Origin of the sequence: Bradyrhizobium sp. LMG 9283 (assembly GCF_045571415.1) — a bacterium.
Classification (GTDB): Bacteria; Pseudomonadota; Alphaproteobacteria; order Rhizobiales; family Xanthobacteraceae; genus Bradyrhizobium.
Genome location: NZ_CP120691.1, coordinates 1,219,629 through 1,238,599, shown reverse-complemented (window position 1 = coordinate 1,238,599; position 18,971 = coordinate 1,219,629). Strand labels below are relative to the sequence as shown.

General features: G+C 62.6%; 17 protein-coding genes and 1 pseudogene. 9 read left to right on the top strand and 9 right to left on the bottom strand.

What is annotated here, in order from left to right; translation table 11 throughout:
* Nucleotides 1-65: 65 nt before the first annotated feature.
* From P6U29_RS05805 to P6U29_RS05795, 3 genes are all read right to left on the bottom strand, one after another.
* The gene (locus P6U29_RS05805) at nt 66-272 is read right to left on the bottom strand and encodes a hypothetical protein (RefSeq protein WP_407116716.1); all 207 of its coding nucleotides are present in this window, start codon (nt 270-272) and stop codon (nt 66-68) included.
* A gap of 164 nt (nt 273-436) precedes the next feature.
* Nucleotides 437-712 (bottom strand): YiaA/YiaB family inner membrane protein, encoded by a 276-nt coding sequence (locus P6U29_RS05800; RefSeq protein ID WP_407116715.1) that lies wholly within the window; start codon nt 710-712, stop codon nt 437-439.
* Between the two features lie 40 nt (nt 713-752).
* Nucleotides 753-1,448: a PspA/IM30 family protein gene (locus tag P6U29_RS05795; protein ID WP_407116714.1), complete on the bottom strand. Its 696-nt coding sequence runs from the start codon at nt 1,446-1,448 to the stop codon at nt 753-755.
* 102 nt (nt 1,449-1,550) lie between these two features.
* Between P6U29_RS05795 and P6U29_RS05790 the strand changes: the two genes are divergently transcribed.
* Nucleotides 1,551-2,174: a TetR/AcrR family transcriptional regulator gene (locus P6U29_RS05790; protein WP_407116713.1), complete on the top strand. Its 624-nt coding sequence runs from the start codon at nt 1,551-1,553 to the stop codon at nt 2,172-2,174.
* On the opposite strand, the pseudogene P6U29_RS05785 reads toward P6U29_RS05790, so the two are convergent.
* Nucleotides 2,175-3,543: pseudogene (locus P6U29_RS05785) on the bottom strand (glycoside hydrolase family 3 N-terminal domain-containing protein). It lies immediately after the preceding gene.
* 190 nt (nt 3,544-3,733) lie between these two features.
* Between P6U29_RS05785 and P6U29_RS05780 the strand changes: the two are divergent.
* From P6U29_RS05780 to P6U29_RS05770, 3 genes are read left to right on the top strand one after another with little or no spacing between them, the layout of a single operon-like run.
* Nucleotides 3,734-5,236, top strand: coding sequence for a DUF4173 domain-containing protein (locus P6U29_RS05780; RefSeq protein WP_407116712.1), 1,503 nt, complete (start codon nt 3,734-3,736; stop codon nt 5,234-5,236).
* Nucleotides 5,237-5,248: 12 nt separating this feature from the next.
* Nucleotides 5,249-5,953, top strand: a complete 705-nt coding sequence (locus P6U29_RS05775) for a response regulator (RefSeq protein WP_407116711.1) — start codon at nt 5,249-5,251, stop codon at nt 5,951-5,953.
* The gene (locus P6U29_RS05770; RefSeq protein ID WP_407116710.1) at nt 5,950-7,536 is read left to right on the top strand and encodes an ATP-binding protein; all 1,587 of its coding nucleotides are present in this window, start codon (nt 5,950-5,952) and stop codon (nt 7,534-7,536) included. The genes P6U29_RS05775 and P6U29_RS05770 overlap by 4 nt, the downstream gene beginning before the upstream one ends.
* Here the strand turns inward: P6U29_RS05770 and P6U29_RS05765 are convergent.
* Nucleotides 7,533-7,673: a hypothetical protein gene (locus tag P6U29_RS05765; protein ID WP_164936762.1), complete on the bottom strand. Its 141-nt coding sequence runs from the start codon at nt 7,671-7,673 to the stop codon at nt 7,533-7,535. The two genes, P6U29_RS05770 and P6U29_RS05765, sit on opposite strands and share 4 nt — an antisense overlap.
* A gap of 79 nt (nt 7,674-7,752) precedes the next feature.
* Between P6U29_RS05765 and P6U29_RS05760 the strand changes: the two genes are divergently transcribed.
* The 4 genes from P6U29_RS05760 (at nt 7,753) to P6U29_RS05745 (ending at nt 12,388) form a co-directional block, all read left to right on the top strand.
* Nucleotides 7,753-8,322 (top strand): alpha-ketoglutarate-dependent dioxygenase AlkB, encoded by a 570-nt coding sequence (locus P6U29_RS05760; protein ID WP_407116709.1) that lies wholly within the window; start codon nt 7,753-7,755, stop codon nt 8,320-8,322.
* A 312-nt stretch (nt 8,323-8,634) separates the two neighbouring features.
* Nucleotides 8,635-9,564: an alpha/beta hydrolase gene (locus P6U29_RS05755; RefSeq protein WP_407119252.1), complete on the top strand. Its 930-nt coding sequence runs from the start codon at nt 8,635-8,637 to the stop codon at nt 9,562-9,564.
* Between the two features lie 362 nt (nt 9,565-9,926).
* Nucleotides 9,927-11,150, top strand: a complete 1,224-nt coding sequence (locus tag P6U29_RS05750) for an ABC transporter substrate-binding protein (protein ID WP_407116708.1) — start codon at nt 9,927-9,929, stop codon at nt 11,148-11,150.
* Nucleotides 11,151-11,296: 146 nt separating this feature from the next.
* Complete coding sequence (locus tag P6U29_RS05745; RefSeq protein WP_407116707.1) at nt 11,297-12,388, top strand: enolase C-terminal domain-like protein; 1,092 nt, start codon at nt 11,297-11,299, stop codon at nt 12,386-12,388.
* Between the two features lie 37 nt (nt 12,389-12,425).
* Here the strand turns inward: P6U29_RS05745 and P6U29_RS05740 are convergent, their stop codons facing one another.
* Entirely contained in the window at nt 12,426-12,848 is a 423-nt protein-coding gene (locus tag P6U29_RS05740) for a RidA family protein (RefSeq protein WP_407119251.1), read from the bottom strand.
* A gap of 228 nt (nt 12,849-13,076) precedes the next feature.
* Between P6U29_RS05740 and P6U29_RS05735 the strand changes: the two genes are divergently transcribed.
* On the top strand, nt 13,077-13,544 hold the full coding sequence (locus tag P6U29_RS05735; protein WP_407116706.1) for an NUDIX hydrolase: 468 nt from the start codon (nt 13,077-13,079) through the stop codon (nt 13,542-13,544).
* A 39-nt stretch (nt 13,545-13,583) separates the two neighbouring features.
* On the opposite strand, the gene P6U29_RS05730 is transcribed toward P6U29_RS05735, so the two are convergent.
* The 3 genes from P6U29_RS05730 to P6U29_RS05720 all read right to left on the bottom strand — a co-directional run bounded on the left by P6U29_RS05730 (nt 13,584) and on the right by P6U29_RS05720 (nt 18,849).
* Nucleotides 13,584-14,120, bottom strand: coding sequence for a DUF488 family protein (locus P6U29_RS05730; RefSeq protein ID WP_407116705.1), 537 nt, complete (start codon nt 14,118-14,120; stop codon nt 13,584-13,586).
* 29 nt (nt 14,121-14,149) lie between these two features.
* A complete protein-coding gene (locus P6U29_RS05725; RefSeq protein WP_407116704.1) occupies nt 14,150-14,377 on the bottom strand; it encodes a DUF2945 domain-containing protein in 228 nt (75 codons plus the stop codon).
* Between the two features lie 1,097 nt (nt 14,378-15,474).
* Nucleotides 15,475-18,849 (bottom strand): adenylate/guanylate cyclase domain-containing protein, encoded by a 3,375-nt coding sequence (locus P6U29_RS05720; protein WP_407116703.1) that lies wholly within the window; start codon nt 18,847-18,849, stop codon nt 15,475-15,477.
* Nucleotides 18,850-18,971: the final 122 nt, after the last annotated feature.

The window sequence follows — 18,971 nt, the reverse complement described above, 5'->3', positions numbered from 1 at the left end:
CCTCACCCGGATCGCTGCGCGATCCGACCTCTCCCCGCAAAGTGCGGGGAGAGGTAAGAAGAAGCCTACAACGTCTCTTGCTTATGCCCGCAGTTCTTGCACGCAAACTTGACCCGGGTCTGCCCCTTCTCCGCCTGCACCCGGTTCGGCGCGCCGCATTTGCCGCAGATGGCCTCGATGCGGGTGGTGCCCTGCTTGACGACGATGGTCTTCTTTTCCATCGATTCGCGGATCAGGCGTTCGGCCTCCTCGCGCAGGGATTGTTTCGACAAAGCTCGTCTCCGCCTCTGGAAAGCGCGAGAGCCATATCGCACCCGCAGTCGAAGCACAATGCGTGATGGAGATCGCGGCCGATCAAGACGTCATCCGGATAATTGCCGGACGTGAGAGCGGCGGAGCGTGTTGCTCCGCAGCTCGTGGTCGTTGCCGGCCGCGCTCAAGCCGCCTTGGAGACCTCCATCAGCAGCCGCTCGGCCTTGGCATCCTCGATGCGGTTCACCAGCCGGCTGCTCTCGTGATTGTCGCGCACGGTCTTGGTCAAGGTGATGCAGGTCTGGATCAGCATCACGATACCCATGGTGAGATAGCCCTTCATCCAGAGGTCGATCGGCAGGAAGAAGATGCCGACGGCGAGGAGGAAGGCGGAAGCTGCGAAGGACACGTAAGTGAAGCTCACCCAAGCACTGCTGTGGGGCTGGCCGTTCTGATTCATGATGGTCTCCTGTTGGTTCGAATGATGATTGGGTTCGAGATCAGGCCGTCGGCGTATGCTTGGACTTCAATCGCGCCAGCACATCGTCCGCAGTCGTCTTGAGCCGCGGGCCAAAGCCCTGCTCGGCGAGTCTCTCGGCGGTGGCGAGCGGACCGGTGGCTGCATCGAGCTCGACCAGCGCATCATCGGCGGCCTGGGCCTCCACCTGCCGCTCGCGCAGACGCCTCAGCGTGCCCTCCGCCTCCGGCAGCGTGGATTCGTAAGGGCGTGCCGCCTCGATGCCGCTGCGGCGAAGCGAGCGCACCGCTTCCGAAGCACGGGCGATACGGCGGCCGCGATCAAGCTCGGTGATGCGGGCCTGTGCGCTGGCGACATGGCGCTTCAGCCGGGCGATCTCGGTCGCGAACAATGCGCGCGCCGTCATGGCCGCATCGCGATCGGCCTCGAGGGCCGCAATGGCTTCGGCGGCCTCCTTGGCGAGATCCTCGCGACCGCCGTTCAGCGCCGCAACGGCACGGGTCTCGAGATCGGCAATGCGCGCATGCGTCGCCTCGAGCTTGCGGCCTTCCTGCTGGTCCTGCGCGATCGCCAGCGCCAACGTGCGCTTGCTGCGCTCGACGGCCGCGGCCGCATCGCGCATCTGCTGGTCGAGGATCAGAAGGGCGGTCCGATCTTCCAGTTCCTCGCCCGCAGCGGCCACGCTGCCGCGGAAAAGGGTCACTACGGTCTTGAACATTGGTTGCTCCCTGTTTATGAGCGTTGCTCACAGATGCTTTGTAGCAGGAATCTTGAACATCGTTCAACAATTATTTGAGCGGCGCTCAAAAATTGGTTAGGAATGACTAAAACCCTGGAACGTCGAGAGAAATTGCGGGGCCACCTGATCCAGGCGGCCGAGCAGATGATTACTGAGCGGGGGTTGGCGGGTCTGAAAACCCGCGATTTGGCCCGCGAGATCGGCTGCGCCAATGGTGCGGTCTACAATCTCATTACCGACGTGGACGAACTCGTCCTGCGCGTCGGCTCGCGCACGCTGCTTCGCCTCGATGGAGCGCTCAGCGCGGCGGTAAGCGCCGGCGAGCCATCGCCGCAAGAAGCACTCATCCGCATCGCGATCGCCTATTGCGATTTCGCCGCCGAAAATCTCCAGCTCTGGCGCGCGCTGTTCGAGCACCGAATGGAGGCCGACAAGGTCGTCCCCGATTGGTCCGTCCACGACCAGCTGCAACTATTCCGCCACATCTACCGGCCGCTGGCCGCGCTGTTTCCAGAGCGCACCCCCGAGGAGCTCGGCATCACGGCGCGCAGCCTGTTCTCGGCCGTGCATGGGATGGTGGCGCTGGGACTGGAGCAAAAGCTGGTTGCCGTGCCGCTGCCGGCGCTGCGCAAGGAGATCGCGACCCTCGTGCGCGCAATGATCGACGGACTGATCGCGCAGGCAGCGCAGCAGCAAGCCCGCTAACTACAGATCGCGCGGGGCAGCAGGCACGACTATCCCAAGTCTGTTTCGATTAAAGGAAGCGGCTTCCGCCTGCGCGATCGGAAAGCCCCCTTCCAGCCGCGCCTCGCTCGCGCGCAACATCGCCGCGTCGAGCTTGCCCTGCCGCAATCCGTCGAGAGCGCAGGCGAAGACGCGGTAGAACTGCGCGCCGTCGTAGGCGACCAGCAGCAGATCGACACCGGCGTTGATCGCTTCCACCACGGCCTTGCAGACATCGTTCTGGTAGATCGCGCCCATCACGAGGTCGTCTGTCATCACCACGCCCTGGTAGCCCCACTTCTGGCGAATGATTCCCTCGACGACGCGCTTCGAATGCGAGGCGGCGCGATCGGGATCGACGGCCGTGAGCGTGACATGGCCGACCATGAGCGCGCTGCGCGAATGCGACAGCACCTCGCGGAACGGCAGCCAGTCGGTTGCTTCCAGCTCCTTCACCGGCGTGTCGAGATTGGCGCTGAAATGATGCGTGTCGGTGCGCACGCGGCCGATGCCCGGAAAATGCTTGAGCGTGGCACCGACGCCGGACTCTTCCAGCCCATGCACATAGGCGCTCGCGATCGTGCTGACGACCGCGGGATCGCTCGCGATCGCGCGTTGGCCGATCAGCGTGTGGAAATCGAGACGGTTGCGCCGCGCCGGTGGCTTGAGGTCCAGTACCGGCGCGAGATTGAGGTTGACGCCGAGCCCGGCGAGCTCGCGTCCGTGAATGCGGCCAAACTCTTCCGCGTTGGCCTGCTGGTCGGCGGGAGGCAGTCTCGCAAGCGTTGCCAGCGCCGGCACTTTTCGTCAGTGGCGGCGCGAGATGCCCGACGATACCGCCCTCCTGATCGGCGGCGACGACCAGCGGCTTCAAGCCGGCGGCGCGCCTGATATCCTGGAGCGCCGCGATCTCGGCGCGCAGCGCCTCGACGGTCCCGCCGCGGATGTTGTGGCGGGTGACGTAGACGCCGCCGATCAGGCCCTGCCCGGCAAGGCGCGCAACTTCTGGAAACGACGAATAACCGACCATGAAGTGGGGCCCGAGCTGGCGCGCCTCGGCGGCGCTGGCACCGAGAACCTCGTGCTTGCGCAACTCGAACTTGAGATGCGCGGCGGACAGCAGCACTGCCGGCAGGCACCAGAGCATGACGAGTGCCTTGCCGGCGATGGTGCGCCAGCGCCTCGTCCGCAACAGCACGATGACGATCACAATGCTTGCGACGACAAGCGCAACGTTTCCGGCGCCGCGCAACATGAGTAGATAGGGATCGTTCTTGTTTGCGGCTGCGAATGCAGCAACAGGTGCGGCCAGCCAGAGCAAGATGAAACCGATACGGCGGAGGAATTGCATGATGCGTCACGCGCGAGAAGTGGCGAATGCGTCGCACGTATCAAACCGATTTGCGTTGTACGAGAGGCAAACGCGCGCCTGCACGAAATCTGCAAAAGACTCCTGAAACCGTGCAGACGATGATCCCGCCGTCTGCACAAGTGCCGTTCAGAGTTCGTGATGCCACCCATCACGAAAGGTCTTCAAGGACATGACGAGCCTGGCTTCGACGTCAACCACGGACATCCAACCCATCAGGCCTTCCACCCTGTCGGCCAAGCTCGTAATGGCGCTGCTGCTCGCCGCGCTCGCCGACTGGCTCTTCTACGGCCAGCGGATCGGGTTGTCGCTGGCGATCTTCGCAGCCGCAATCGCCTGCGCCTCGCTGCTCGCCAATCATGCGACGCTCAATGTTCGGCGCGCTGCGATCGGAGGCGCGATCGTTGCGCTCGGCCTGGCGCCGGCCGTGGAAGAGCTCAACACGCTCTCGTTTCTGATCCTCATCACGGCGCTCCTCGTTGCCCTGCTGCTCGCGACCAATCCGGAAACGACCGGGCTCGCAGATCGCGCCCGCGCGCTTCGAAATTTCGTTCTGTTCGGCTTCTTGCGCTTCTTCCCCGATGCGCTCCAGCTCTTCAACCTGTCGGCCTTCACCCGGAGCATCGCGCTGTGGCTGATGCCGATGGTCCTGAGCACCGTATTCGTCGCACTGTTCGCGGCGGCCAACCCGGTGATCGAGCAATGGGTGTCCCTGCTCAATCCGAAGGTCATCTTGGAATATGTCAGTGTCCCGCGCGTGCTGTTCTGGGCTTTGATGCTGACGCTGGTCTGGCCGTTCATCCATGTGCGCTGGCGGCGCCGAAAGATCGCTGTTGCCGCCGCAACCGATGTCGTAGAATCGGAGCCCCTGGCGCTGTTCGTCACAGCAGAGTTTTTGGGTTCCTCCACCATTCTGCGATCGCTGATCCTGTTCAATCTGCTGTTCGCGGCGCAATCGATTCTCGATGGCATCTATCTCTGGGGCCATGTGGCGCTACCCGCGAACATGACCTATGCTGCTTACGCCCATCGCGGCGCTTATCCGCTGATCGCCACCGCCCTGCTCGCCGCCGCCTTCGTACTGGTCGCGATGCGCCCCGGCGGGCCGGCCGAGAAATCGAACGTAGTCCGGCCGCTGGTCTATCTCTGGGTCGGCCAAAACGTGCTGCTGGTCGCCTCGTCCATCCTTCGGCTCGGTCTCTACGTCGACATCTACATGTTGACCTACTGGCGCATCGCCGCCTTCATCTGGATGGGGCTGGTGGCGCTCGGCCTGATCCTGATCGTGGCCCGCATCGCGCTCGACCGCTCCAACCGGTGGCTCGTCTGCGCCAATTGGATCGCATTGACGATCGTGCTGTATGTCGTCTCACTCGTGAACTTCGATGGGTTCATTGCCGACTACAATCTGACGCACAGCAGTGAGATGTCGGGCAAGGGCGTGGCGATCGATGCGAACTATCTTCTCACACTCGGTCCGCAGGCGCTGCCCGCGCTCGACAAGGTCATCGCCCATCGTCCGGGCGACGACTGCCTTGCGCGGCGCCGCGATCGGCTTGTAGAAACCCAGCGGTTGGACTTGGCTTGGCGAGCCTGGAGCTTTCGGAGCTGGCGGCTGCAACGCCGGCTCGATGCTGAGGCCAAAAGCCAGCCCGGCAGTCGGCCGGAGGGTTGAGCGGAGAGATTCTTGGCGCATCGCATTCTCATCGTCGATGACGAGGGCCACATCCGCGAGGTCATCCGCGTCGCCCTGAAGAAAGCCGGCATGGACGTGATCGAGGCGCGCGACGGCAAGGAGGCGCTCGCCCGCTTTGCCGCCGACAAGCCCGATCTGATCGTGCTGGACATCGGCATGCCCGAGTTTGACGGTCTCGATGTCTGCCGCGAGATCCGCAAGACATCGGACGTGCCGATCCTGTTCCTGTCGGCGCGCGACGAGGAGATCGACCGCATCCTCGGCCTCGAGATCGGCGGCGACGACTACGTGACAAAACCGTTCAGCCCGCGCGAGCTGGTGGCGCGGGTCAACGTCATCCTGCGCCGCCTCAGCCCGCGCAATGGCGAGGCCAAGGCCGGTCCCACCGCGCTTACGCAAGGCAGTCTCCTGATCGATCCCGAGCAGCACGTGGCGTCCTTCGCCGGTGCACCGCTCAAACTGACGGCGATCGAGTTCGGCATTTTGCGCGCCTTCCTGGCCCGGCCGACCTCGGTGTTCAACCGCGAGCAGCTGATGCGGGCGGCCTATCAGCTCAACATCCAGGTCTCCGACCGCACCATCGACAGCCATATCCGCAACATCCGCGCCAAGCTCGCGGCGCTCGCCTGCGACAACGTTATCGAGACCATCCACGGCGTCGGCTTCAAGCTAGGCCGCTGCGAGAAAGAGGCATGAGCACGGCGCCCGACAAATGGCGGCCGTCGCTTGGGCTCGTCATCTTCACGGTGCTGGCCACCGTCGCCATCCTGCCGCTGGTTGGCCTGTTCTTCTTCCGTCTCTACGACAACCAGCTGATCCGCCAGACCCAGGCCGAGCTGATCGCACAGAGCCGCGTGCTGGCGACGATCTATGCACAGGAAGTCGCGGCAAGGCTCGACAGCGGCCTCATGCTCGGCGCCGAGGTGCCGCCCGGCGTGCTGCCCGATCCCGGCGACCAGGTGACACCGATCCGTCCCGCGCTCGATCTCACCGCGAACGACCTGCTCCGGCGGCGGCCCGATGCACTACCCGCGCCCCAGCCGGCGCAGCCGGCCTATGTCGAGATCGGCGCCAGGCTGACGCCGATCATCCGCGAAACCCAGAAGGTGACGCTGGCGGGCTTTCGCATTCTCGATCCGCAGGGCGTGGTGATTGCCGGGCGGCAGGAGGTCGGGCAGTCGCTCGCTCATATCGAGGAGGTCGCGGATGCGCTGCACGGGCAGTACCGCGCCACCTTGCGCAACCGCGTACCGGACAAGCCGCCGCCGCCGATCTATTCGTTCAGCCGCGGCCTCGGCGTGCATGTGTTCTCCGCGATGCCCGTCATCGTCAACAACCGCGTCGCCGGGGTGATCTACACCACGCGGACGCCGAGCAACATCTTCGATCATCTTTACCAGGAGCGGGCCAAGTTCGTGCTGGCGGGGCTCGCCGTGATCCTCGGCACGATCGCGATCGGCCTCGTGTTCTCGCGCACCATCACGCTGCCGATGCGCGAGCTGATCGATCGCGCCGCCAGAATCGGCCGCGGCGACCGCGAGGCGTTCCAACCGCTGAAGCACTACGGCACGCGCGAGTTCGCCCAGCTCTCGCACAGCTTCCTCGGCATGGCCGAGCAGCTCGCAAGGCGTTCCGACTACATCGCGACGTTCTCGGCCCATCTCACCCACGAGCTGAAATCGCCGCTGACCTCGATCAAGGGCGCGGCCGAGCTATTGCAGGATTCACTTCAAGGCAAGGCCGAGGGCCTGACGCCGGCCGAGCAGAAGACGTTTATCGCCAACATCCTGTCCGACGCCCAGCGGCTGGAGGCGATGGCGCTGCGGCTGCGCGAGCTCGCCCGCGCCGAGAGCCTGCCGCAGAACGAACGCACCGAGCTTGCGCCGGTGATCGCCGATCTCAGGACCAGATTTCCGGCAAGCTCGATCGACGCCAGCGGCAGCCTCGACCGCCCCGTCGGCATGTCCTCGGAGAAGGCGCTGATCGTGCTGTCGCATCTCGCCGACAATGCGATGCGGCACAAGGCGCAGACGATCAGGCTCGAGGCGGCGGACGAGCGTACGACCCTGCGGCTGACCGTGAGCAACGACGGCGAACCGATCTCGGCTCCGAACCGCGACCGGATCTTTGACGCGTTCTTCACCACCCGCCGGGACCAGGGCGGCACCGGGATGGGGCTGGCGATCGTGCGTGCGGTGATGGCGAGCCATGGCGGCTCGATCAGGCTGAAGCCGACCGACGAGGGTGCGGCCTTCGAGCTCCAATTCCCTCTAGCCTAGATCGCGAACACCCAGGCGGCAACGATGGCGCCGATGGTGACGAGACCAGCGATGGTCCAGCCGGCGGCGTATTCCAGCTCAGGATGACCGGTCGCCCGCATGATCTCAACCGGATCGGCGGTATGCTTCTCTGCCATGACGGCCTCGCACGTTTCTTCCCGCGTCTTATGTAAGTCGCCTCAGCCGCCATTAGGTTCCATCACGGAAATGCGAGGCATGACGCAGCTAGGTTTGTTCGCCGATCCGCAGGCAGGCCCGAGCGGTCTTCGCTACACGGACAATTTTATCGATGCCGCCGCCGAGCAGGATCTGATCGGCCGCATCGCAGCATTGCCGCTCCGGCGCTTTCAGTTCGGTGCCTTCGAGGGCAACCGCCGCGTAGCATCGCTCGGCTACCGCTATGACTATTCGCTGCAGCGGCTCACCGAGGCCGAGCCGATCCCGGATTGGGTGCGGCCGATCGCGCGCCAGGTCGAGGCATGGGCGGGGCTCACAGAGGGCAGCGTCCGGCAGGTGCTGTGCACCGAATATGACGTTGGCGTCGGCATCGGCTGGCATCGCGACAAGCCGCATTTCGACAAAGTCCTCGGCCTGTCGCTGGGCTCGCCGTGCAAATTCCGCTTCCGCCGCCGGAGCGGCGACAAGTGGGAGCGCCACACGCTCGAAGCCCTGCCGCGCTCGCTCTACATGATGGACGGTGAGGCGCGGTCGCAATGGGAGCACAGCATCCCGCCGGTCGCGGCGCGGCGCTACTCCATCACCTTCCGGACGATGAAGCGGGCCTGACGGGTCGTCCAAAGCAAAAACTGCGAAAACAACCCCATGCACAGTAGAAAGCCGTTTCCGGCTCGAGACTGGGCGGCGCCGGACAACGGCCCGACGGATCGAGACAAAACGGCCGCTCCGCGCAATCCTTCCGGGCCCCGCGAACTTGCGTTCCAAATGCGGCTACATGCCAGGGGAGCACCTGTTCCACACCGGCCGCGACCGGCCGAAGGTGCCGCGAATTCGCCTCAAGGCCAGCTGACTAATGAGGCGAATTGAAAATACAGGCCATATCAGCGAGCCAATATGAGCCCCGCAAGGCCCGGCATCACCATGAAGAATTGTCTGACATTTTTCCTGCTTCTGACCATGACCACGGCCTCTGCGCACGGACCTATGCCGGGCCGGCTATCGCCGCCGTCCGATCTCCTGCAAGTGGGCCTCACCGATTCCGACACCACCGCCGGCGGCACCGCGCGGCTGTGCGAGCAGGTGACCTTCTCGCGCGGTCTGCGCTATGGCGAGAGCGAGGCCAATGTGCTCGATATCGCGACCAGCGCCACCAAGGCGGACACACCGCGGCCAGTGCTGCTGTTCGTGGCGGGTGACACTTTCACCGGCGATCGTGCGGCGCCGGAGCTGTCGCGCCAGATCCAGGACCAGGCCATGTGCTTTGCCGCGCGCAACGAGATGATCGGGGTCCGCGTCAACTATCGCCTGGCGCCCTCGGCGTCCTGGCCGGCCGGCGCGTCCGATGTGGCGGCGGCGCTGTCCTGGGTCCACGGCAATATCGACCTCTTCAACGGCGATGCCCGCGAGATCGTCGCGGTCGGCTACGGCGCCGGCGCCTTCCATGTCGCCACCCTGCTGGCGCATCCCGAGTTGCAGACCGACGGCGCCGACGTCGCCGGCGTCGTGCTGGTGTCCGGGATCTACCGCGTCGGTAAGGATGCGAGCGACAGCGAGAAGGCCTATCTCGGCACTGACGCCACCCAATACGACAAGCGATCGGTCTTCCCCGGCATCCTCAATGTCGACGTGCCGATCGTGCTGGCCTGGGCCGCGGACGATTCCGCCGGCCTCGTCGCGCAAGGCGAAACCTTGAAGAAGACGCTGTGCGGAGCCGGCCATTGCCCGCGCAGCGCATTGCTGCGCAGCCGCGACGGCATCGCGGCCGCGTTTGGCTTGGACGGCTCCGGCGACAGCCTCGCGGAGCCGACGCTGCTGCTGGTGCATCAGCTCGAGGCGCGCGGCCTGCCGTAGCAGACGGGACGGTGATCGGGGCTGACAGATCGAGCCGGGCACTCGACCTCTCCCGCTTGCGGGAGAGGTCGGCGCGAAGCGCCGGGTGAGGGCTCTCTCCGCTTGGAGATTGTCCCATTGAGGTGAAACCCTCTCCCCAGCCCTCTCCCGCAGGCGGGAGAGGGGGCGGACCTTCCTCGCGGCCACGACGGGGCAACAACGAAGCGACTCGCGGCACGTCAACACACCTGCCGTTTTGGCTTAGTGCGCCACCACACCGAACCGGCCGCCCAGCCACACGATCGCCAAACGCTCGACCTACACTAACCCGCCTTGCTGCGGACTGAGCCGACCTCGTTGGGGCCAACGACAAGGTGTCGAGCATGCGCGTCACCGGCAGACTGCTGTTCATTCTGATCGTTGCTTGGGCCTCGCTTGGGGCGATGTCACTGCAACACGCCGAGCAACCCGCAACTGACAACGAGATTCGCATCGGCAATGTCATGCCGTATTCGGGACCGCTGTCGGAGTTCGGCGCGATCGGCCAGGCTGAGGCTGCCTATTTCGACATGGTCAACGCGCGTGGCGGCATCAACGGCCGCAAGATCCGCTTCATCACCCGCGACGACAATTCCGATCCAGGAAGCGCGCTGGAGCTGACGCGCAATCTGGTCGAGAGCGAGGACGTCCACCTGATGTTCGGCTCGTTCGGCACGCCCGGCAACCTCGCGACGCGCCGGTATCTGAACGAAAAGAAGATCCCGCAGCTGTTCGTCGCCTCCGGCGATGAGGAGCTCAGCCAGCCAAGCGCGTTTCCCTGGACCATGGGCTGGCAGCCGTCGTTCAGGTCGGAGGGCCGCATCTACGCCAACTACATCCAGGCCTACTATCCCAGAAAGAAGATCGTGGTGCTCTGGCAGAACGACCAGTTCGGGCGCATGCTCTACAAGGGCATCCAGGAAGGCCTTGGCGATCTCAACCGTCACGTCCTCGTCGACATCGCCTTCGACATTGGCGACGAGCATCTCGAGGGGCACGTCTCGATCCTCAAGCGCGCCGGCGCCGATATCTTCGTCTTTCTCGGCGTGCCGTCGACGGCGTCCAAGGTGATCAAGCTGGCGGCGTCCCTCAATTGGCACCCGGTCTTCATCGTCAACGATGCCTCCGCCTCGATCGCCAACGCGATGGCGCCCGCGGGCCTCGAGAACTCCGCCGGCGTGATCTCGGCGGCCTTTCTGAAGGATCCGAGCGACCCCGCCTGGAAGGACGATTCCGCCATGAAGGACTGGTTCACGTTCATGGACAAATACCATCAGGTCGAAAGCACCAACAACAGCGCCGCACTCTATGGCTACGCCGCGGCCGAGGCCCTGACGCAGGTGCTGAAGCAATGCGGCGATGATTTCTCGCGCGACAACATCATGCGCCAGGCGGCATCGCTTAAGGGTTATCATCCGTCCGTGGCGCTGCCCGACATCAGGATGAACACCTCGCCCGAGCGCTATCTGCCGATCAGGCAGATGCGGCTGGTGCAGTTCGACGGCCGTTCGTGGCAGCCGTTTGGTGAGGTGATCGAGACGGCGTTCACGGAAGGCGCGGCGCGGTGAGCTTACTTGGTGTGCCGCGGTGAGAGTTGGGCGCTTTTCCTTCCCCGGGGAAGGTAAGAGAGCGCCACGGCGGCCAGGCGTCTTTTCGTTTCATCAAGGATGTTTAAGATCGACCCCAACCTGCACCTGCTCCGCCGGGAGACTCCATGTCCGAGACCATCCGCATCAAACGCTTCCACGCGCGCCCCGTGATCGTGCCGATGAGCCTGCCGCTCCAGACCTCGACCGGCGCAGTCGCCAAAGCGCCGCTGGTGCTGATCGACTGCGAGACCGATCAGGGCGCGATGGGCCATACCTATCTGTTCTCGATCACCCCCTCGGCCCTGAAGCCGCTGACGGCGATGGTGACGGAAATGTCAGACTTGCTCTCCGGCGACGAGCTGCTGCCGTTCGAGATCGAACGCAAGCTGACCCAGCGTTTTACACTCCTAGGCCTCGCCGGTCTGCAACGGCTGGCCCAATCCGGCATCGACATGGCGGCGTGGGACGCGCTGGCGCGCAGCAAGGGCCTGCCGCTGGCGCGCCTGCTTGGCGGCGCGCCGAAGCCGGTGAGGGCTTACAATTCGAAAGGGCTCGGCATCATGCCGGCCGGCGCCGCCGTCGAGGAAGCCCACAAGCTGCTGGCTGAAGGATTTCAGGCCGCCAAAATCCGCGTCGGCCGGCCCGATGCGCGGGAGGATCTCGCCGTGGTGCGCGCGGTGCGCGAGGCCGTCGGCGACGACGTAACGCTGATGTGCGACTACAACCAGGCGCTGACGGTGACCGAGGCCATTCGCCGCGGCGAGATGCTCGAAGACGAGGGCCTCACCTGGATCGAGGAGCCGATCCGCCATGACGATTATGCCGGCTGCGCCCGCGTCGCGGACGCGCTGCATACGCCCGTGCAGATCGGTGAGAATTTTGACAGCGCGTTTTCGATGCAGTCCGCGCTCGCGGCGGAAGCCTGCGATTACGTGATGCCGGACGTGCAGCGCATCGGCGGCGTCACCGGCTGGCTTCGCGCCGCCGCGCTGGCGCATGCCGCCGGCATCGAGATGTCGACGCATCTGTTCTCGGAAGTGAGCGCACATCTGCTCTGCGTGACGCCGACCGCGCATTGGCTGGAATATGTCGACTGGGCCGACGCGGTGCTGGCAACTCGGCTGCAGATCAAGGCCGGCTTTGCACTGCCGAGCGAGGAGCCCGGCAACGGGATCGCGTGGGACGAGGCGGCGGTCGCCAAATATCTCGTTACATAAGGCCGCCTGTCGCCGCGTCGATCCCCGATCGTCGGGTCTACGACCGAACGGCGGCAATCATACTCAGCTCGACGGGCGCTCCCCGCGGCAACTCGGCGACGCCGACGGACGTACGCGTGTGACGACCGCGATCGCCGAGGCGTTCGATCAGCCGGTCGGAGGCACCGTTCATGACTTGCGACTGTTGAGTAAATCCAGGCACCGAGGCGACGTATCCCACGAGTTGCAGGACCTGGACGATCTTGTCCTCTCCGCCCGTTGCGTGGTTGATGGCCGCAACACAGAGATCGGCGCAGAGGGCCGCAGCCTCTTGTGCGGCCGCGATATCAATACCCGCGCCGACCTTGCCCGCATACAGCAGGTCTTCGCCGCGACGTGGCAGCTGACCACTGACATACGCAATTCCATCATGGATGATCACCGGCAGGTAATTGCCGCCGGGCTTATTCACACTGCTCATCTCGCCAGCCTGCCTTCTTTTCACATCCGGCGAAGCGACACATTCGCCGAAAGCCATGACTCGATCGCACCAAGATCGTTGCCGTGGTGGATGACCGGACAATGGCAGGCCGTGAGTCATGGATCAAGGCTGCGAAGCTTTTGCATGCCAAAGGCGACTCAGATCCAGCCCGATGAGGCCTCGCCTGCGCGTATTGCGCAGCGGCGGTGCGCGCGATAACGATTCGCCATGACCACATGGCGCCCACATCCTCGCATCCGCGTCGTCGCAATCGGCCTGCACTGGCGCAACGGGCGGCTGCTGGCAGCCGAGGTTCGCGACGATGCGGGCCGGATCAAGGGCGTGCGCCCGCTCGGCGGCGAGGTCGAGTTCGGCGAGAGCTGGCACGCGGCGCTCGTGCGTGAATTCAACGAAGAACTCGGCATCGACGTCACCATCGCCAGCGAGCCCTTGATGCTGGAGAACATTTTTGTGCATGAGGGATCGACCGGCCACGAAGTGATGTTCGTCGCGGAGGTCGCGTTTCCAGAGGGCGCCTTCGCCGGCCAGGACCGCATCGACTTCCGGGAGGACAACGGAGAAGAGATCGTCGCCCGCTGGTTCGACCTTGCCGATCTCGACGTGGATGGCGGTCCGAGCCTCTATCCGACCGGCCTGAAAGACGTGCTGCGCGGGAACAAGTACAAGACGAATTGAACACGATGCTGCCGCGCATAGCGCGCTGGCGAGGATTGGCTAATTCTCAGCCGGGTAGGCCAGGCGGCCGTCAGCCACGACCCGCGCCGCCGGATTCATTTCAGCCTGTTTGACCTGCCCGGGTCCCAGAATGTGAAACACGGTCTCGCCGGCGGCGAGCAAGTAGTCCGTGATGATCCGCCGGTGGCATCGCCACCACAATATTTCCGCGCACATGATGGCGCAGCGCTGCGTCTGCCCGAGCTCGCGCAAATGCGCGAGGCCATCGCGAAAGGCCGCGCTCATGGCGTGGTCGGCGTAGTTGTGAAAGCTGCCGTTCTGCCAGAACGCATTGGTCTCGCGCGGCACCTCGCGCTTGCGGCTGCGCAGGCCGCCGAGCGAGGCGATGTGCTCGTAGCCGATCGAAACAGCCGACAAGGATTGCGGCAGCGTCTCGCGATTATACTGCGGGTTGGTGCGGGAGCGGGGCACGGTGCGAACGTCGGCGACGAAGGTGACCGAAGTGCCCTGCAGCAATTCGACGAATTCCTCGATCGAACGTGTGCCATGGCCGATGGTGAAGAAGGGATGGGCCATGGGCAGCTCGTCAACTCCTCCCAGGCCGCTCAGCTTCGCAGCAACCGCAACGCCCGGCCCTTGTGCAGAGCGATGTGATCGGTCTTGTCGCTCTGGATCTCGTATTGCGGATCGTCCGGGCTCGCATGGTGAGTGTGGCCCTTGTAGTCGACGTCCCTGGTGTGGACGCGCAGGATATGGCCGCGCACCCGGCCGGCCTCGGAATTCCAGCTGACGTGATCGCCGCGCTTGAAGGATTTTGTGGAGGGCTTCGGCATGGCGGAACAATGCCGGGGAGCGTCGGGGCGTTCCCGGACCGAGCAAGAGGCCCCAGTCCGTCTACGCTCTTCGAGCTACGCCGGACACGCTTCGCCCGATAGACTCTGGCTGTGCCACGCGAAGCCGAAGGCGAAGCGTGGTGGGCACGACAGGAATCGAACCTGTGACCCCCACCATGTCAAGGAAGGGCTCGCCGGCGCATCTCATTGATTTCAAAACGTTTCCGTCCCGGTCTGTGCGGTCCCGTTCAGGGCTATTTTCCGGCGTTTTAGGCCCAACGTGGAAGGCTCGTGGAAAGCGTCCAAGCCCCTTGGAGGTGCTCGGATTGAGCAAAGTGCCCCCCGCCCGACCGGACGCCTGCTCGATCGCCTTCCTCCCGAACCTCGCCAGGGGTACCCCCCTTTGATGGCCCGGCCGTTCTCCAGATGCCGCGCGCGGCTTCAGCCGTTTCGCCCGGCCCTCCACGGTGCATCGACCGTGGATTTGAACCGTGGATGGGTCAAGCGTCGGGGAATGCGTGTCGGTTCAAGGAACTGCGGAGGATCGATGGTCCGCCCGATTGATTTTCATTCAAGCAGAGGGCTCGACCGGCCTCGATGCTGCGTCGGTCAATGGAGCGCCTGGCTGTCATCGATGGTGCTGGGTTGGACATTTCGAAAGCCAATGCATGCATAGGCCGAACGAGTGTGCGCCCAGCGGCAATCCGGTGGCCATGGCGACCGACCCGACCGCCCTCATCACCCAGCTGTTCAACGGCTAAGCCAGATCGCAAGGCCCGACGTCGTGTGACGCAGATGCGTCACATAGACTGATCGATTTTCGTCCCACGCTCCGGCCGAGCTTGCAGATGTAGTGCATCTGCTCTCACCGCAGCTGAAAGGCGCAAATCGAAGAGCCGATGATGCCACACATCCTCCATTGCGATGATTCGCTGCGAAGGCGTGACGCTTCAAAGTTCCTTTCTGGTCTCGACGTTAGAGCGACGGAGTAGGTCAGGTCAGCCATCTGCCTCATCCTTGCGTTCGCGCGTCCGGGGGACGCCCCCTTGCATACCCTGTCACCGTTTTCCGCTAATCAACTTTGAGGAGGTGAAGGATCAGTCCAGTGTGCTTTGAGCGGCGCGCGCCCGTCTGAGATCAGCCGTTTCGGCTCCTTCATCGAACCAACGGCAGATTGGTTCTAGCAATGCGCGCGCCTCATGAGGTCTTCCTTGCGCCCTCCAGACCTCTGCGAGGCTTGTCGCGGCGCGTAATTCCAGGGACTTGGCGTTTTGACCGCGCGCCACTTCAATAGACTCCCTAAGGTAAGACTCAGCTTCGCTTACCTTCGATGGGTCGAGAGCCAAAAGAAACTGCGCTCTTTGCCGATACAATTCCGCTTCCCATGATCTGCCTGTCACGTCACCAATATTGGCCAAGACACCCTCGACAATCGATAGCGCGCGGTCATTTCCGCCAGCTTTGGCGTACAGGTCCGCGAGCCAGCTATCCATCATTGGAAGCATGAAGCCGACACCATTGCGTCGCGCTTCGTCGATTCCCAGTGCCATTTCGTCCCGGGCCTCTCCGAGCTGGCCTAGTTCGCCGGCAGCTCGAGCTCGTGAAATTCTTGACAAAATTGCGTACAGCGAAAACCGCTGCTCCTGCGACATTTGAAAGCTTTTTTCGGCGCTTTCGAAGGCGCGGGCGGCCTCCCCGCGCAGGATGTGCACAACGGAAGTCATGTAATGAGCGAACGCCACGGTGTAGGGGTGGCCAAGGTCTTGACCCAAGGCAAGCGCTTCCGAAACGCGGGAAAGGGACTGATCCGGATAGCCTAGAAACCACAAGTCCCAGGATAGGAGCAGAAGTGAAGCCGCTTGGGGTTCCACCATGTAAAGATTGGATAGTGGCTGTTTTCCCTTGCCAATGGAGAGCTTGATCGACTCTGTGAAATGGTTCGCTGACGATTGGAAGTCGCCGATCGTCAACAACGTACTGCCCATCACTCTATGAGCCACCATCAGCGGCACGGGTTGCGACAATGCTCGTGACCGTAATAGGAACTCATCACCCAGACGGAGCGCATCGTCATTCTTTCCACCCATCCAGGAGTGCCCCCACAGACCAAACAGGGCCTGGAAATACTCAGGAATGTCGCCCAGTTGCAGGCATAAGGCACGGGCCCGCGAAAACGCTTCGCGTGTTTCCGTGGAGGCGTACCCCTGAACGGCGATAAGCGGTATTCCCAATGCCAATTGAATATCGATCTCTTGTTTGATCCGTTCAGGCGTTTCTGGCAAAGCGTCCAGAAGCTGAAGGGCCTTTCGAAAGCTAGCAATCGCTTCGACATTGGCCGAATGCGCAAGCGCGCGCTGCCCAGACTCGAACCAGCAACGGATGGCCGATTGGTGATTGCCTGCTCCTTGATAGTGGTGGGCCAGGACTTGGGGTTGGTTTTCGACTAGCTCCGGAAAATCACGCTGTAAGACTGCCGCGATGTCCGAGTGTATCTGCTGCCTCTTACTTCGAAGCAAAGAGTCATAGATTGCGTCACACAACAGCGCATGTTTGAAGGCGAAACGAAGGGAAGGCGAAATTCCGACTCGATAAATGATGTCGGCCTGTTCGAGCAACGAGAGAGCAGACAGCATATTGTCATCGCCAATTCTGGATGCAGCCGCCAAGAGGTCATACGAGAACTCGCGGCCAATCACAGCCGCAATCTGCACAAGTCTGCGACTCGGCGCAACGCGGTCTAGCCGCTCCATCAATGCATCACTCAGCGTGTCCGGAACCCTGAGTGATGCTGGCTGTGGTGCACGCTCGAAAGTGCCTTGAGTTGGCGCACTCAACATACTGTTTGTTAATTCCTCTATGAATAGCGGGACCCCATCGGCCTTTTCGATAATCCGCTCGAGCACCGGCTGGGGCATGCTCCCTCCCCTCAAAATATCTCGGATCATCGCCTTCACTTCAGCGAGGGACAATCGGGTGAGCGAGTGCACGGTGGTGTTCGCATGGGTCATCCACGTGGGGCGGAATTCGGGCCGGCACGACACAATAAGTAGCACGCGGGCGTGATCGATCTGGCTGATAATCGATTCAAGCAGCTCAAGAGTCGATGGATCGAGCCAGTGCGCATCCTCGAAGATGCAGAGCGTGGGCTGTTGAACAGAAAACGCCAAGATAATGTCGACAAGCGTGCTTATCGTTCTGTTCTTTATTTGCTGCGGCGTAAGACCAGATAATTCGAGGCAATTTTCCAAAGGGATTGATAACAGTTTGGCAATGAGCAGGACCGGCTCTTTGGAATTTCTAGTTGAGCGCGGAAGGTAAGTCGTAAGCTTGGTAATCTTATCTACCTCGGTCTCGCGGGCTGTTAATTGGGCTGCTTGTTCGATCTGACCGATCACCGGATAGAATGCGCTTTGACTGTGATAGGGCGAGGACTGATGGTGCAGCAAAACGTGTGGCTCCTGCTGAACATGCGATTTCAATTCGTGGAGGAGCCTTGATTTTCCGACCCCGGGAATACCCGAGAGCAATATGACCTGGCCCTCACTTTCTTTGACTTTCCGCCACCTATCAAGCAGCAAGCTCAGTTCGGTTGCACGTCCAATGAGCGGGGTAAGAGAGCCGCCATGCGCAGCCTCGAAGCGGCTAGCGGTATGTTTTGCCGAGAGCACGCGATACACGTGAAGAGGTTCACTTATTCCTTTGAGTTCATGAAGCCCGATGTCCTGAAAATCAAAAGCTGCCCATACGAGACGCCTCGTCGATTCCGAGATGAGTACCGTGTTGGCAGCGGCAAGGGTCTGTAAACGTGCGGCGATATTCGGCGTCTCTCCCACCGCGTCCATCGACCACGTACCACTATCTCCAATGTCACCGACAATAACGGGACCTGAGCAAACACCCACTCGACAATTCAGGGTAACTGGCCCGGAAATCTTCGTGACTCCGGAAACAATCTCCAGGCTGGCGTGAATAGCGCGAACGGCGTCATCCTCGTGTGCGCGGGGCCAACCGAAGAATGCCATCACTCCATCACCAAAATAGCGGGCGACCTCGCCTCCATAGCGCCCAATCGCCGTGCTGCATTCTACCCGATACGCGTCAATAAGTTTTTGGAGATCCTCAGGATCTAACTTCTCCGATAGCTGCGTAGATCCCACCAGGTCACAGAACATCACTGTGATCTGACGGAATTCCGCTTCGCGATGTTGCACCAGAGAGGGCGACACCGCAGTGGCGCCCGAAACCGCTTTTATTGTGCCAGTGGGTTGGCGCGCGGCTGTTAATGTTTCAATGGCCCTTAGCAGCTTCTTGCGGTGACCTAAAGAAGATACTCCGAGTTTTTCGAGATCATTCTCCGTCAAATCCGGAAGGACGGAGTAGTCGATATTGTTTTCTGCGAAGGTTTTGGCGTACTGGCCTAGACCGTGTCTACCCAGCCAATCGGCTAAATCGGTGTTTGTCGTCCTCGTCATTGCAGAGGCCCTTGCCCACTGCCGTAGTTCATTACGAAGGAGTTGGGCACCAGACCCACCATGTGGCGCCTTTATTGCCTAAACCAGGAACCTTCTCCTCGCACGATATCATGTCTCGCACA